General features: G+C 35.6%; 14 protein-coding genes. 9 read left to right on the top strand and 5 right to left on the bottom strand.

From position 1 onward, the window contains the following. Window positions 1-15 precede the first annotated feature (15 nt). Entirely contained in the window at window positions 16-1,305 is a 1,290-nt protein-coding gene (locus A9G31_RS10725; protein WP_065561637.1) for an NAD(P)/FAD-dependent oxidoreductase, read from the bottom strand. Between the two features lie 347 nt (window positions 1,306-1,652). Here A9G31_RS10725 and A9G31_RS10730 point away from each other — a divergent pair, with 347 nt between their 5' ends. The 5 genes from A9G31_RS10730 to rraA all read left to right on the top strand — a co-directional run bounded on the left by A9G31_RS10730 (window position 1,653) and on the right by rraA (window position 6,548). After that, window positions 1,653-2,624 (top strand): HlyD family secretion protein, encoded by a 972-nt coding sequence (locus A9G31_RS10730; protein ID WP_065561638.1) that lies wholly within the window; start codon window positions 1,653-1,655, stop codon window positions 2,622-2,624. Further along, window positions 2,606-3,745: an ABC transporter permease gene (locus A9G31_RS10735; RefSeq protein ID WP_218056457.1), complete on the top strand. Its 1,140-nt coding sequence runs from the start codon at window positions 2,606-2,608 to the stop codon at window positions 3,743-3,745. The genes A9G31_RS10730 and A9G31_RS10735 overlap by 19 nt, the downstream gene beginning before the upstream one ends. A gap of 17 nt (window positions 3,746-3,762) precedes the next feature. Continuing rightward, the gene (locus A9G31_RS10740) at window positions 3,763-4,923 is read left to right on the top strand and encodes an ABC transporter permease (RefSeq protein WP_065561699.1); all 1,161 of its coding nucleotides are present in this window, start codon (window positions 3,763-3,765) and stop codon (window positions 4,921-4,923) included. 141 nt (window positions 4,924-5,064) lie between these two features. Then, entirely contained in the window at window positions 5,065-5,967 is a 903-nt protein-coding gene (locus A9G31_RS10745; RefSeq protein ID WP_065561639.1) for a 1,4-dihydroxy-2-naphthoate polyprenyltransferase, read from the top strand. Between the two features lie 89 nt (window positions 5,968-6,056). Then, on the top strand, window positions 6,057-6,548 hold the full coding sequence (gene rraA / locus A9G31_RS10750; protein ID WP_034909391.1) for a ribonuclease E activity regulator RraA: 492 nt from the start codon (window positions 6,057-6,059) through the stop codon (window positions 6,546-6,548). An 88-nt stretch (window positions 6,549-6,636) separates the two neighbouring features. On the opposite strand, the gene dprA is transcribed toward rraA, so the two are convergent. Continuing rightward, complete coding sequence (dprA, locus tag A9G31_RS10755; protein ID WP_075524292.1) at window positions 6,637-7,743, bottom strand: DNA-processing protein DprA; 1,107 nt, start codon at window positions 7,741-7,743, stop codon at window positions 6,637-6,639. Between the two features lie 156 nt (window positions 7,744-7,899). Here dprA and def point away from each other — a divergent pair, with 156 nt between their 5' ends. Beyond that, the gene (def, locus tag A9G31_RS10760; RefSeq protein WP_034909396.1) at window positions 7,900-8,412 is read left to right on the top strand and encodes a peptide deformylase; all 513 of its coding nucleotides are present in this window, start codon (window positions 7,900-7,902) and stop codon (window positions 8,410-8,412) included. A 44-nt stretch (window positions 8,413-8,456) separates the two neighbouring features. Here def and grpE read toward each other — a convergent pair whose 3' ends face one another. After that, complete coding sequence (gene grpE, locus A9G31_RS10765; RefSeq protein WP_065561641.1) at window positions 8,457-9,041, bottom strand: nucleotide exchange factor GrpE; 585 nt, start codon at window positions 9,039-9,041, stop codon at window positions 8,457-8,459. 158 nt (window positions 9,042-9,199) lie between these two features. On the opposite strand from grpE, the gene nadK reads away from it, so the two are divergent. Then, the gene (gene nadK, locus A9G31_RS10770; RefSeq protein WP_034947324.1) at window positions 9,200-10,078 is read left to right on the top strand and encodes an NAD(+) kinase; all 879 of its coding nucleotides are present in this window, start codon (window positions 9,200-9,202) and stop codon (window positions 10,076-10,078) included. A 55-nt stretch (window positions 10,079-10,133) separates the two neighbouring features. Here nadK and A9G31_RS10775 read toward each other — a convergent pair whose 3' ends face one another. Next, window positions 10,134-10,631, bottom strand: coding sequence for a phosphatidylglycerophosphatase A family protein (locus tag A9G31_RS10775; protein WP_034947327.1), 498 nt, complete (start codon window positions 10,629-10,631; stop codon window positions 10,134-10,136). A 99-nt stretch (window positions 10,632-10,730) separates the two neighbouring features. Beyond that, window positions 10,731-11,741, bottom strand: a complete 1,011-nt coding sequence (argF, locus tag A9G31_RS10780) for an ornithine carbamoyltransferase (protein ID WP_065561642.1) — start codon at window positions 11,739-11,741, stop codon at window positions 10,731-10,733. Window positions 11,742-12,011: 270 nt separating this feature from the next. Here argF and carA point away from each other — a divergent pair, with 270 nt between their 5' ends. Together carA and carB are read left to right on the top strand one after the other, a co-directional pair. After that, on the top strand, window positions 12,012-13,172 hold the full coding sequence (carA, locus tag A9G31_RS10785) for a glutamine-hydrolyzing carbamoyl-phosphate synthase small subunit (protein ID WP_065561643.1): 1,161 nt from the start codon (window positions 12,012-12,014) through the stop codon (window positions 13,170-13,172). Window positions 13,173-13,174: 2 nt separating this feature from the next. Beyond that, window positions 13,175-16,390, top strand: a complete 3,216-nt coding sequence (gene carB / locus A9G31_RS10790) for a carbamoyl-phosphate synthase large subunit (RefSeq protein ID WP_065561644.1) — start codon at window positions 13,175-13,177, stop codon at window positions 16,388-16,390. The last annotated feature ends 75 nt before the right edge of the window (window positions 16,391-16,465 follow it).

Here is a 16,465-nt window from a genome sequence, read left to right on the forward strand (position 1 = left end):
TGGTTAAATAGCAAACTAGTTTTGATGATGAAAAAGAGAGGCAAGTTTCTTTTTATACATTGCTTTACTGGCTTTAGCAAATTGGATTGTTTTTAAAATACCCAATAAGCTTGCTTGATGCATACGGTATAACAAGCGATGAATAGTTAAAGCAAAAAATCCTTTAACATTCATTTCGCATTTACCTGCAATTTTAACTACACCTTGTGCCGTATCATGCAGAGAAATAATCGTTCCATTATCAACATAATTAAATGATTTCATGGGTTTATTATTTAACATGTTAATGATATTTTCATAACATATTTTTGCCATTTGATGTGCGGCTTGTGCAGTAGCTGGTGAGGCTCGCCCGCTGTTTTGCATAGCATAAGCACAATCACCAATAACAAAAATATTATCATCGCGCGTTGTTTGTAATGTTGGTTTAACCACCAGTTGATTCGAACGGCTTGATTCTAAACCAGCAATATCTTTTAAATAGTCTGGTGCTTTTACACCTGCAGTCCAAATCATAATATCTGCGCTAATAATATCGCCTTCCTTTGGATAAAAGCCGTCACTTTCCGCCTTGGTGATCATAGTTTTTGTTAATACATGAATACCACGTTTTTGAAGGGTATTGGTAATATTTAATGCTGTTTTTTCAGGTAAAGCAGGTAAAATACGGTCAGTTGCTTCAATAATAGATACATCAAGCAAATCAGAACACATTTTATTACGACCACAGTTGCCAAATGTTTCAACCATATGAGGTAACTCAGAAGCTAATTCAACACCTGTTGCGCCACCACCAACAATAGCAATACGAATTTTATCTTCAATCGTCGTTTCATGTTCATCAATAATTGAACAAAAACTAGCAAATTTTGTAATAAGTGTTTCACGTAGACGAATTGCAGCGTTTTGGTCATCTAAAAAGATACAATGTTCTTTAACTCCAGGTGTGCCAAAATCGTTTGAAGTACTTCCTATTGCCACAACTAATGTATCATATGGTACAGAAATAGATTCACTATTTGAATTCTCAATAATAACATGCTTTTCTTCACGATTAAGATTAGTAAACGTGCCTTGAATAAATTGAAAATGGTGTTGTTGTCCTTGTTCAGCATAATCAATTTTATCAGCTTGCTCATTTAGAATACCAGTAGCAACTTCATGTAATAAAGGTTTCCAAATATGATAAGTATTTTTATCTATTAGTGTAACCTCGGCTTGATTACTTTTCCCTAATTTATCGCCGAGATCAGTTGCTAATTCTAATCCTCCTGCGCCACCACCAATAATAATTATTTTAACCATATTAAATACCTTAAATTTTTATTTTTTAATAGTTTACTAAATAAGTAGGTTTTTATCTATTTTATTTGACTAATATCACTTATAAATAAAACCTATTAAAGTATTACTTTATAATTAATAAAAATTATTTAAAGTAGATATAAAAAATCGCTCGCTGCTATAATAATCTATAATAACTTAGTATTGATATTAATTCATTTTTAAATTAAATCGACATGCTTTGTGTTAATAAAGCAATTTTCGTATAATGGGGGAGGGTTAATTTTACATATGCTTATTTTACAAAGGATATGATAATTTTAATTCTCTATTTCTTATCTCTTTAATACCACTCTATACAAAATTTTATGAACAAAAAAGTTTTTACTATTATTGCGTTAATCGTTATTTTAATATCAATGACGATTTTAATTCGCTCACACAATAGTCAGTTTATCTTACAAGGAGAAGTTGATGCACCGAATGTTAGCGTTGCTTCTAAAGCCAAAGGTAGAGTGCAATTTATTCATGTTCATCGAGGTGATGACGTTAAACCTGGTGATATTCTTATTACTCTCGATAGCCCTGAGCTTTTAGCTCAAGTCAAAGCGGCTGAAGCAGCGAGAGACCAAGCAAAAGCTCAATTAGCGCTTTCGGAGCATGGAACTCGAGAAGAAAGCATTCGTTATTATGAAGCAATTCTTGAGCAAGCAAAGGTAACATATGATAATGCTTCCAAAGAATATGAGCGTAACAAAGCTATTTCGGCCAAAGGTTATGTTTCTCAATCTATCTTAGATAATGCTCTAAAAACACGCGATTCAGCGTTTCAACAGGTTCAATCAGCACAAGCTAATTTAGACCAAGCTAAAAATGGAGATCGTATTGAGCAACGTGAAATTTATGCCGCCAAATTAGAAGAAGCCGAAGAGCAACTTAAACAGCTACAAATACAATATGATGATTTACAAGTTAAAGCGCAAGTAGCAGGTGAAATTGGTTCTATTCCTGCTGAAGTCGGCGAATTGTTTAACGCTAACAGTCCATTGTTAACAGTGATTCAACTACCTCAAGCTTATTTTGTATTTAACTTGCGTGAAGATATTATGTCTAATATTCGCAAAGGCGATCATATTATACTTGAAGTACCTGCACTCAATCACAAAGAGATTGAAGCCGAAATTCGTTATATAGCACCGATGGGCGATTATGCAACTAAACGTGCAACAAGAGCAACAGGAGATTTTGATTTGAAAACCTTTGAAGTCAGACTCTATCCTATTGCACCTGTTGAAGGTTTACGTGCAGGTATGAGCACATTATGGAAGCTAGACAAATAATGTTAGATTTCTGGCATCGTTTTAAAGAGGCGTTTAACGCCGAAATACCACAAATTTTTAGGCGATTTACTTTTCACTGGTTAATGTGGATTATGCCACTAATTATCTTTGTGCTAATTAGTAGTATTTTTTATCGAGGTGTATTATATGATTTACCAGTAGGTTATCTTGATCAAGATAAGAGTACTTTATCACGCGAACTCGTGCGTAATCTTAATGCTGCAGCACATGCAGATCTTATCAATTATGATAGCCAACTTTTTGATGCTGAGCGTGATCTGCAAAAAGCAAAAATTTATGCGCTACTTTATATTCCACCTAATTTTGAAGCGGATGTATTATCAGGTCGCCAACCTACACCAATGCTTTATTATAATGCGTTATATTATAGTGCTGGCTTATATTCGATCATGGATTATTCTGGGTTGATAGCAACAATCAATACCCAATATCGAACCACCATGGCTACTAGTATTGGCATGCCAGTTCCCCCATTGGCAAAAGTTAACTTTAATTATGATGGTTTATTTAATGCTAGTGGTAACTCAATGTACTTCCAACAATTTTCCGCAGTAGTGCATTTATTGCAGCTATTTGTTGTAACCACAACAATTCACATTTTAGCACAGTTGCCAAAGCGAACTCGTCCTAGCTACCCTTTTGTTTTAGGGAAATTAGCACCTTATACAATTTGGTTTACTATGCTGCTTATTTTTGAAATTGCTATGCTCGTTTTGTTTTCTAATGCGCGTGTATCAGGTTCTCCGTTTGCCATGATGATAGTGGTATTTTTCTATGTTATTGCAGCACAAAGCATTGGTATTTTGCTATACACTTTTACTAAAACTCCTATTGATGCCTATACTTATATAGGTATTTTAGTTGGACTTGCATTAACTTATTCTGGTGTTGTTGTACCTGAACTATCCATGCCATGGATTGCTAGATTTATCTCTTCGCTTGAACCATTAACTTATGCACTAAATAAACTGTTCGATCTGTTTTTGCGTCACTCTAGTTATTTGTCGGTGTTAAAAACATGCGGAATTTTAATGATCTATCCAATTATTATTACCGTGTTAGTCAGAAAGCGTCTAGTAAGACGTTTACATTCACAGTAAGAGGATAAATTTAGATGATTAAAATATTTTGGTCTTCATTTATAAAAATATTCTTTTATCTGTTAGGACGACCAATGTGGTTATTGTTACTATTGTCAGTATCATTAATGAGCCTTGTTTATATTAATGGAACTATCACTAATTTACCGATAGCAATTGTTGATCAAGATCATACTCCAACAAGCCGTGGTTTAATCCGCTCATTAGAAACAAGTTCAAAAATTGATACAATTATTTATGAAAGCTCTCTTCAGGCTTATGATGATATCAATAATCGTAAACTTTTTGCTGTGATCACGATTCCAAGAGATTTTGAAAAGCGTCTAATAAATGGTGAAGAAGTTACAATTCCTGCATATGGTGATGCTTCAAGTCGTTTAGCTAATGGTTTAATACAAGTTGATATAAAAGGGATATATCAGCAGATATTGACTGAATATAATACTAAAATAATGCGTAATAACGGATTTTCAGATAAACAGATCAATATTATTTTATCACCTATAAAAGGTCAAACCGAACCACTTTATAATGCAGGCATCAGTTTTGCCGCCATTACCTTTCCAGGTTTGTTAGTCATGTTGCTACAACACTCTTTTTTAATTGCTTCAACTCGTACTAATATCACCTTAAATTCGCTACCTCAAGGCAAACCGCCTAAAATTGTTGTCTTTGGTAGTTTATGTGGGTTATTACCTATCTGGTTATTTTTATCTATTGTATTATTTGGTTTATGGCCTTGGATACTTGGTTATCGGCAATTGGCTAGCATTCCCGAAATATTAATCATGACATTTCCATTATTGCTTGGGGCGCTAGGTTTGAGTAAATTACTAACAGAATGTTTACGCCGTACTGAGATGATATATCTTACATTAGCATTTTTAACCACACCTGTTTTCTATCTTTCAGGAACCATTTGGCCTATTGATGCAATGCCATTATGGGTGCAATGTGTTTCTTATTCTCTACCTTCAACTTGGGCAACCAATATGATTGCAGGAGTGAATCAAATGGGGTTAAGCTTATCAGATAACTGGCTAAATATATTTATGATACTTTTACTAGGAGTAATATATAGCTCGTTAGGTATTTTCATATCAGCCTTACGAGAAGGAAAAGTTAGAAGTATATTTAGAAAAATGAAAACGTTTCGATATTTAAAAATGCGTAGCTAAATGATAAATATGGGTAAAGTGCATATACGGAAAATAATCTGAGTTTTACTGAAGGAGCTTTTTATTACTAACACAGTGAATTGATTCAGTATTCCTGTTATTATGATTTATAGTTTTCACTAAAAATAATACCGTTATTGAATGTACAATAAATTTTACCCATGGATTATTAGTTTACGGTTAAAAACCATACCTCTTTCTCTTTCTGCGATATTAGTAGGTAATGCACTAGCTTATTGGCAACATCAATTTAGTTTTTGGATACTACTGTTTTCATTAATTACAGCATCATTGTTACAAATTCTTTCTAATCTAGCCAATGATTACGGAGATGAAATTAAAGGTAGCGATCAAAACAATCTTACTGCCCATAATCGAGGTATACAATTAGGCTTAATTACACTTAAGCAGCTAAAAATAGCGCTATGGATTAATATTTTTTTATGTATTTTATTTGGGCTGATTTTGCTTATATTTGCTTGTAATAATATTTATGAATTATTTATTTTTATATTATTAGGATTATTATCTATTGTTGCCGCAATAACTTATACCATGGGTAAAAAACCTTACGGCTATATTGGATTTGGCGATCTATCAGTACTTACTTTTTTTGGTTTGATTGGCGTCATGGGTAGTTTCTACTTGCAAACTAAGGTATTCTCTTTATCCATTATTTTACCTTCTTTAGGCTGTGGTTTGTTATCCGTTGCTGTGCTTAATATCAATAACCTTCGTGATATAGAACTAGATCGAAAAAGTAATAAGCGTACTTTAGTGGTAATGATTGGTAAATGTATGGGGCGATATTATCATTTATTGCTATTACTCATAGCATTTTGTTTGCTAAGTTTATTTGCATACAATAAATTACAAACAATCTGGAGCGGTTTGTTTATATTAACATTACCGTTATTTATTAAGCATATTTATATGGTTTTTCAATTTAATACGCACAAAGAAGGGGTACCTTTATTATTACAGATGGTCAAACTTGCTTTATTGACTAATTTACTTTATTGTTTGGGGATTATTTTGAGCTAGTTCACGTTTATTTAATTTTAATATCATTTTACTTGGTATTAGCGTTATACTAAATAAACTTATATATCACAGCAAAAGGAGACTTGATAATGGAGTTTGATACTTCAATTCTTTGCGATTATTACCCAGAAGATGTTAACGTAGTTGAACCAATATTTAGTAATTTTGGTGGCGTAGCATCGTTTTCAGGTCAAGCTGTAACAGTTAAATGTTTTGAAGATAACGGCTTACTATACGAAATTTTACAATCAGACGGCTCAGGAAAAATCCTTGTTATTGATGGGGGAGGCTCTGTTCGTCGAGCGCTAATTGATGCAGAGCTAGTAGATATTGCTGTTCAAAATCAATGGGAAGGAATTATTGTTTATGGTGCTGTTCGCCAAGTTGATTATCTAGCTGAAGCCGATATTGGCATTCAAGCTCTAGCTGCTATTCCTGTTGGTGCTGAAGATCAAGGCATTGGTGAAATTGATATTCGTGTTAATTTTGGTGGAGTGACTTTCTTCTCAGGTGATTTTGTCTATGCTGATAACACAGGTATCATCCTATCTGAAATTGCTCTTGAAATTGAAGATAAATAAAAAATAGTGTGAACCGCCGGTACTTATCGGTGGTTTTTATACTTAAACGTATAATTACCGGAAACTTTTTAACAAAAAATCTTTAATTTTAAATCACTCGATTACGAATATAACCACCTGTTACCGTCTTTACTAAACCTTCTAGTTCCATATCTAATAATTTGACGCTCACTTCTGAAATCGACATATTTACTTGTTGAGCAATAATATCAATAGGGATAGGTTGATGATGAATCACAGCAAAAATTTCAGGATACAAAATAGAATTATTCTGTTCTTCTTTAAGCTGATTACACGAGCTATTTACTACTGATAAATAACTATAATAATGCTCTAAAATATCAACTGGTTTAGAAACTAAATAAGCGCCTTGTTTAATTAAATAGTGAGTTCCACTACAGTTTTCATTGTTAATATCACCTGGTAAGGCAAATACATCTCGATTTTGTTCAAGTGCATAGCGCGCAGTAATTAACGAGCCGCTTTTTTCTGAAGCTTCAACCACGAAAGTTCCTAAACTTAACCCGCTAATAATTCGGTTCCGACGAGGGAAATAGACGGATCTGGCTTTTTCAAATGGAAAAAATTCGGACACAATAGCCCCACCTTGCTCCAAAATATCATTGGCTAAGTTTAAATTTGATCTCGGTGCAATTTTTGCTAAACCGCTGCCTAACACTGCGATGGTATGACCCGATACTTCAAGTGCGCCACGATGGCAAATAGCATCTAATCCAAGCGCTAAACCGCTGGTAATTGTTAAACCATTAATAGCTAATTCACTAGCAAAATATCGTCCCCACTGTGCTCCATATTCACTAAATTCACGACTTCCAACCATGGCTAATTGAGGTGAATGTAATAACTGCCGATTACCTAAAACAAACAACAATAAAGGCGGAGAACAAATTTGTTTAAGTAATAAAGGATAATCGTTATCACAATAAGCAATAAGATGTTTTTGTGGGTGGGGTGATTCTAACCATTGAAGTATTGGTTCTAAATGAAGATATGATGTTTCATAAAAACGCACTATTTGAACATCCGACAATCCTAGTTTATTTAACAAACAAGGCACATTTTGTATGCTACTTGGTAAACCGTTAGCAAAAAACTGTCCAATTTTTTCAAAAATATTTTGTTTTCCATATCCAACCATTGAAATTCTTAATAAGAATTCATATTTACTCATCATAATCTTTCCGCACTCGTTTTAAATGATTTAGATATCTTGAATTGATAAGATAAATGCTACCAATAGCCAACAAGGGCTATTCATCAGTATGATAAATGTTTACAATGAGCAATAATTTGAATAAACCCGAAATTTGAGGAGTAGATCGAAGAATTTATGGCTATTTTACCGGTATTACGTTTTCCTGATGAGCGACTTCGCAAAGTTGCTAAGCCTGTTACCAAGTTCACCCCTGAGCTACAAACGATCATTGATAACATGATCGAAACCATGTACGACGAAAACGGTATTGGGCTTGCAGCAACCCAAGTTGATGTACATAAACAAATTATTGTTATTGATGTATCAGAAGATAAAAGCCAAGTTTATGTGATCATCAATCCTGAAGTGATAAGCCAAGAAGGTGAAACGGGTATTGAGGAAGGGTGCTTATCGGTTCCTGATTGTCGTGGATTTGTGCCAAGAGCAGAAAAAATCAAAATTAAAGCACTAGATCGCCATGGCAATCCTTACGAAATTGATGCCGATGAGTTACTTGCTATTTGTATCCAACACGAAATGGATCATTTAAAAGGTAAACTCTTTGTTGATTACCTTTCACCATTAAAACGTCAACGAATTGAACAAAAAATGAAGAAACTTGCTCGTGAGGAGCAACGGAATCAATAAAATTAACCGCCACAGTGATTGGCGGTTAACCTATCTAAAGATAACTATTTAGCAACAATTACCATCGCAGGACGAATTAACCGGCCATTTAAGGTATAGCCTTTTTGGATGGTATTTACTATTTGACCTGATTGATGTTCTGGTGATTCAACCATGCTAATTGCTTGGTGCACATCAGGATTTAGTTGTGAATCTTCAGTATTAATCACTTCAATACCAAATTTTTTGACAGTATCTAGGAATGATTTTAATGTCAGTTCTAACCCTTCAACAGTAGCTTTATGCTCAGGGTTGGTTTTATCTGTAGATTCTAAAGCTCGTTCTAAATTATCAATAACGGGTAATAATTCATTAGAAAATTTTTCTAGCGCAAATTTACGAGCTTTATCAACATCTTGTTCAACACGTTTACGAACATTATCAATTTCAGCTCGCGCACGAATCATGGCTTCGCTTTCATTTTTTTTAGCTAACTGTAATGCTTGTTCTAGCTCTACAATACGTGCATCTTTTGCGTTTAATTGCTCTTCTAGACTTGGTTGCACTGGAGCTTCTTGCTCTGTTGTTTCTTCAGCTGGTGTGTCAATGTTAGTTTCATTTTCTGACATATTTTTATCTTGCTCTGTCATAAGGTACTCCAAATAATGTAGTCGAAAACTTAGTGAATTACGGTTATTATGGGGACAATTTTTATGATTACAAGCTTATCAGTAAATTGATATGTAATTTTTTGACCTGTGACGAAAAAATACATATCGTTTATATAAAAGAATAACAAGGATATTTTATGAATACACCTTTTAAATGCATTGGTCTCATTGGGCTTCCTCGTAAATTAGAGGCAATCGAAACTCATCAAGTGCTTTATGATTGGCTTGTTAGTCTTGGTATTCATGTGCTAGTTGAAGATCGCTTAGCGGATCATATTCAATTTCCAGTTAGCCATTACGCTTCGTTAGAAGCAATTGGTGAACAAGCTGACCTAGCCATTGTTGTGGGGGGTGATGGAAATATGCTACGTTCGGCTAGGTACTTGTCACACTATAAAATCAAAGTGATTGGTGTTAATCGAGGTAATCTCGGTTTCTTAACGGATATCTCGCATGAACAAGTAATTGAACAATTAAGTCCTGTTATTGCCGGTGAATATGAGGAGGATCCTCGTTTCTTATTAGAAGTTTCCATTTATGATAATGGTAATTTGATTAATTCGAGTTTCGCCGTAAACGAAATTGTCGTCACTCCTAACACTGTAGCGCATATGATTGACTATGATGTTTACATTAATGAACGTAATGCGTTTTCACAGCGAGCTGATGGGTTAATTATTGCAACGCCAACAGGCTCTACCGCTTACTCGTTATCGGCAGGAGGTCCTATTTTAGCGCCTCATTTAGATGCATTAATTATTACGCCAATGTTTCCGCATTCGTTAGCAGTTAGACCTTTGGTTATCAAAGGCAATAACCCAATTCATCTTAAATTTCCAACTACTGCGCTTGATTTAAATATTGCCTGTGATAGCCAAATTATTTTACCGGTCAAACCAACGCAAGATGTGATTATTCGCCGATCTTTATATGAATTTAATTTAATTCATACCAAAGATTATGATTATTTTAATAATCTTTCGACTAAGTTAGGATGGTCGCAAAAGATGTTTTAATCTATTTTTGTAAAAAACTTTCAGGAAAGTATGCGTTTTAGTATAAGATTACATCTTAAATAACCAATGTCATGATATAAACGGTGAATGATGAAAAGATAGCTGCAATCACATCATCCACCATAATACCAAAACCGCCAGGTATACGTTTATCAAACCAACGAATTGGCCACGGTTTTGCCATGTCAAAAATCCTAAATGCTACAAAGGCTATCGCAATCCACATAACAGAAAGTTGTGGAATAAAAAATAGGGTGATCCACATGCCAACAAATTCATCCCATACTATATGCCCTGAATCGTGCGTATGGGTATCATCCGATGTTTTTTGACAAATAAAACAACCAAAAATAAAAGTCACTAAAATAAATACCCAGTATAAAGCTGGTTGTAAACCATAAAATAATAACCAAAGTGGAATCGCCATTAACGATCCCATTGTTCCGGGCATAATTGGAGATAAACCACTACCTAGTCCTACAGCTAAAAAATGAATGGGATTGGTTAACTTGAGGAATTTTTTAAAATCTTTATTTCGTTCTTGTTTTGTCATAATCTAATATTCTTTTAAATAAAATTTGCCGACATTAAGCCGGCAAAAAGAAAGTGCCTAATTTTTTAGCTAAGCATTTAAGTATCGATTATGGCAATATTATTCATCTTTGGCTAATGTTGCAACCATTACCGCTTTAATGGTATGTAGCCTGTTTTCGGCTTCATCAAAAACAATACTATGTTCAGATTCAAACACATCATTAGTCACTTCAAGTCCATTGGTTAAACCATATTGAGCTGCCATCTGTTTACCGACGGTAGTGTTCATATCATGAAAAGCGGGTAAACAGTGCATGAATTTGATATTTGGATTATTGGTAAGTTTAATAACATTTTCATTCACTTGATAAGGTGTTAATAATTTAACACGCTCATCCCAAACTTCCTTAGGCTCACCCATTGATACCCATACATCAGTATATAAAAAGTCGACGTCTTTAACTCCTTTGGCAACATCTTCGGTTAAGATAATTTTTGCACCCGTATTTTTTGCTATATCTTGGCACTTTTGTACGAGTTCGGCTTCGGGATGACAGGCCTTTGGTGCAACTAAACGAATTTCCATTCCCATTAAAGCCGCACCTTCCATTAACGAATTTCCCATGTTATTACGGGCATCGCCTAAATAGGCAAATTTAATGCTACTTAATGGGCGATTGCCTATATGCTCTTTCATTGTCATAAAATCGGCTAAAATTTGGGTTGGATGTGCTTCGGTCGTTAAGCCATTCCATACTGGTACACCAGCATATTGGGCTAATGTTTCAACGATCTCTTGACCATAACCACGATACTCAATACCGTCATACATTCGACCCAGCACGCGTGCGGTATCCGCAATTGATTCTTTATGACCGATTTGACTACCACTTGGTCCTAAATAAGTGACATTTGCACCTTGATCAAATGCACCAACCTCAAAAGCACAACGTGTACGGGTGGAGTCTTTCTCAAAAATTAATGCAATATTTTTACCAATCAAATGTTGTTGTTCTTGCCCTTGTTGTTTGGCTTGTTTTAATTCGATAGCAAGATTAATTAATTGATTGATTTCGGTAGGGGTAAAATCAAGTAATCGTAAAAAATGACGCTGATAAAAACCGTGCATGATATAGCTCCTAATAACCGTAATAATGTAAATGATTCTATTTGAATAATTATGCAAATTCAAGTTAAACATCATAATAACCCTAACATTTTACCTTTATGTTGAGATAAATCTCAAAAATTAGACTTAATTATTAAAATAATTTTTATAATATTGCTTTTTTTGTACAAAAAAGTGTAATAAAATGACCAAATATTGTATCTTTGTAGCTAGGTAAAATTGAATTTTTATTCAAAATTCATGATAATTCATTCAAAGGATCTTTTAGTCATGCAAACTTATGCCCTCCTTATGTTACAAGATGGTTCGCAATTTATTGGGAAATCAATTGGTGCTGATGGTCAAACAGTTGGGGAAGTGGTATTTAACACCTCAATGACAGGTTACCAAGAAATTCTTACCGATCCGTCTTACTGTGAGCAATTGGTTACATTAACCTACCCGCACATTGGTAATGTAGGAACGAATGATACCGATGCCGAATCGAACCAAGTTTATGCAAAAGGTTTGATTATTCGTGATTTGCCATTATTAGCTAGCAACTATCGAAGTGAACTCAGCCTTTCTAGCTATTTAAAAAAACATAATGTTATTGCCATTGCGGATATTGATACGCGGCGCTTAACCCGTATTTTGCGTGAAAAAGGTGCACAGCATGGCGTCATCATAACAGCAACGGACAAAACGACCTTACTTGAAAAAGCCGAAATAGCTAAACAGCAGGCAATCGATTTTAAAGGATTAAGTGGGCTTGATTTAGCTAAAGAAGTGACTTGTTTGACAAGTTATATTTGGTCACAGGGCATGTGGACAAGGCAACAGCAACAGCCTGCTCCAAAACCAGAAAGCCAATTACCATATCATGTTGTTGCTTACGACTTTGGTGTAAAACGTAATATTTTGCGAATGTTAGTTGAGCGTGGTTGTAAATTAACCGTTGTACCAGCAAAAACGACAGCAAAACAAGTCCTTGCTTTAAAGCCCGATGGGATCTTTTTATCTAATGGCCCAGGAGATCCTGCACCTTGCAGTTATGCGATTGATGCCATTAAACAGTTTTTAAACACAGATATTCCTATTTTTGGCATTTGTTTAGGTCATCAACTTCTTGCGCTTGCTTGTGGTGCTAAAACTATCAAAATGAAGTTTGGTCATCATGGTGGTAATCATCCTGTTAAAGATCTAGAAAATAATAAGGTAATGATCACTGCACAAAATCACGGCTTCGCTGTAGATGAAGCAAGCTTACCAGCTCATTTACGAGCGACGCATAAATCACTGTTCGATGGTTCATTACAAGGCATTCATCACAATCAAAAACCGGCTTTTAGTTTTCAAGGTCATCCCGAAGCCAGTCCTGGGCCTCATGATGCAGCATCGCTTTTTGACCACTTTATTGAGTTAATTAAAATTTATAAGCAGGAGCAATAATCATGGCTAAGCGAACAGATATAAAAAGTATACTAATTATTGGTGCTGGTCCAATTGTTATTGGTCAAGCATGTGAATTTGATTATTCTGGTGCTCAAGCCTGTAAAGCGCTGCGTGAAGAAGGTTATCGTGTTATTTTAGTTAACTCTAATCCAGCCACTATCATGACAGATCCTGAAATGGCTGATGCCACTTATATTGAACCCATTCATTGGACAAGCGTTCGTAAGATTATTGAACAAGAAAGGCCAGACGCCATTTTACCAACCATGGGCGGTCAAACAGCATTAAACTGTGCATTAGAGCTTGAAAAACAAGGTGTATTGAAAGAATTTAATGTTGAAATGATAGGTGCAACAGCCGATGCTATCGATAAAGCCGAAGATCGAAAACGCTTTGATGAGGCGATGAAAAAAATTGGCCTTGATACCGCTCGCTCAGGGATTGCTCATTCGCTTAAAGAAGCTTACGCCGTTCTTGATCAAGTTGGTTTTCCTTGCATTATTCGTCCATCATTTACCATGGGGGGCACCGGTGGCGGTATTGCTTATAATACCGAAGAGTTTGACGAAATTTGTACTCGAGGACTTGATCTTTCGCCAACCAATGAACTACTTATTGATGAATCATTAATTGGTTGGAAAGAATATGAAATGGAAGTAGTTCGAGACAAAAATGATAACTGCATTATTGTTTGTTCAATTGAAAACTTCGATCCAATGGGTATTCATACTGGTGATTCAATTACGGTGGCTCCGGCACAAACCTTGACTGATAAAGAATACCAAATCATGCGTAACGCTTCGATCGCGGTACTGCGTGAAATTGGTGTTGAAACTGGTGGCTCCAATGTACAATTTTCGGTTGATCCAAAGACAGGGCGATTAATTGTTATTGAGATGAATCCACGGGTGTCACGATCATCTGCCTTAGCTTCGAAAGCAACGGGCTTTCCTATCGCGAAAATCGCCGCCAAACTGGCTGTCGGTTATACGCTTGATGAATTATCTAATGATATAACAGGCGGAAAAACCCCCGCTTCATTTGAACCGTCAATTGATTATGTTGTTACCAAAATTCCACGCTTTAATTTTGAAAAATTTGCTGGTTGTAATGATCGTTTAACCACACAAATGAAATCAGTTGGTGAAGTGATGGCCATTGGGCGCACCTTCCAAGAATCAATACAAAAAGCGTTGCGAGGACTTGAAGTTGGCGCTTCAGGATTTGATCCTAAAATTGATAATTATGCTGATGAAAAAAATATCACCAAAATTCGTTATGAGCTCCAAGAAGCGGGCGCTGATCGGATTTGGTATATTGCTGATGCTTTTAGGGCAGGATTCAACTTAGAAGATATCTTTTTACTAACCAATATTGATCGTTGGTTTTTAGTACAAATTGAAGAGTTGGTTAACCTTGAAAATAAGCTAAAAAAACAATCACTTATACAGCTTGATCAAGAAACATTGTGGCAATTAAAACGTAAAGGTTTTTCTGATTTACGCATCGCCAAACTGCTTAATACCACAGAACAAGCTGTTCGCGATTTACGTCATCAATATCAAATTCACCCTGTTTATAAACGTGTTGATACCTGTGCGGCTGAATTTGCAACAGATACCGCTTATCTTTATTCAACCTATGAGCAAGAGTGTGAAGCTAATCCTCAATTTAGTCGTAAAAAAATTATGATCCTTGGTGGTGGTCCTAATCGGATTGGACAAGGTATTGAGTTTGATTATTGCTGTGTACATGCGGCATTGGCACTGCGTGAGGATGGTTATGAGACCATTATGGTTAACTGTAATCCCGAAACGGTTTCAACCGATTACGATACTTCTGACCGCCTCTATTTTGAGCCAGTTACGCTTGAAGATGTGCTTGAAATTGCACATGTTGAAAAACCAGATGGTGTTATTGTGCAATACGGTGGGCAAACACCGCTAAAACTTGCTCGTGCGCTTGAAGCAGCAGGGCTACCAATTATTGGTACCTCACCTGATGCTATAGATAAAGCCGAAGATCGTAAACGCTTTCAAGAAGTCGTCGATAAACTGAAATTAAAACAACCTGTCAACGCCACAGTGACCGATATTAATGAGGCTGTCATTGAAGCAGAAAAAATAGGTTATCCATTAGTGGTTAGACCTTCTTATGTATTAGGAGGTCGCGCAATGGAAATTGTCTATAATGAACAAGATTTAAGGCGTTATTTTAAAACAGCGGTAAGCGAATCAAATAATGCACCAGTCTTACTTGATCACTTTTTAGATGATGCAATTGAAGTTGATATTGATGTAATTGCTGATGGTGAGCAAATCCTGATTGGTGGCATTATGGAACATATTGAACAAGCAGGCATTCACTCTGGTGATTCCGCTTGCTCACTACCAACACACACATTAACTGCAGATATTTTAGACAAACTACGACAACAAGCCAAACAATTAGCACTTGAACTCAATGTAAAAGGTTTAATGAATGGGCAATTTGCGGTGAAAGATAATCAAATTTATTTGATCGAAATCAATCCTCGTGCAGCTCGTACTGTACCTTTTGTCTCAAAAGCAACGGGTTTACCACTGGCGAAAATAGCGGCTCGTGTGATGACGGGGCAATCACTTGCCAAGCAAAATGTGACTAAAGAGGTGATTCCTCCTTATTATTCGGTAAAAGAAGTGGTATTACCGTTTAATAAATTCAGTGGTGTCGACCCAATATTAGGTCCTGAAATGCGCTCAACTGGTGAAGTAATGGGAATTGGTAAAACCTTTGCTGAAGCCTTTGCTAAAGCTCAGCTAGGTAGTTTATCCAATATGAAAAAATCAGGGAAAGCATTATTATCGGTTCGCGATCAGGATAAAACAAGGCTGTTAGAGGTAGCTAAACGGTTAATTACTCATGGGTTTAGTATTGATGCAACTATTGGCACGGCAAAGGTATTACAACAAGCAAATATACCATGCCAAGTCGTAAAAAAAGAAAACGAAGGGCGACCAAATATCCATGACCATATAAAAAATGGCGAATATAGCTATATTCTTAATACCACCTCTGGGCGAGCAGCTATTGAAGCCTCAAAAGTATTACGTCGAAGTGCCATTCAATATAAGGTACATTACGATACCACGATGAATGCTGCTTATGCTACAACTGCAGCGCTAGATTACGATCCGGCACAAACTGTAACGCCATTACAGCAACTTTATTGCTAATCACAAAGATAAAGACGAGTATCACTCGTCTTTAAAAATTCCATCCACAATATAATAACTTAGAAGTCATGCAAT

The organism is Gilliamella sp. Gris1-4 (assembly GCF_001690335.1).
In the GTDB taxonomy this organism is placed as follows: Bacteria; Pseudomonadota; Gammaproteobacteria; order Enterobacterales; family Orbaceae; genus Gilliamella; species Gilliamella apicola_P.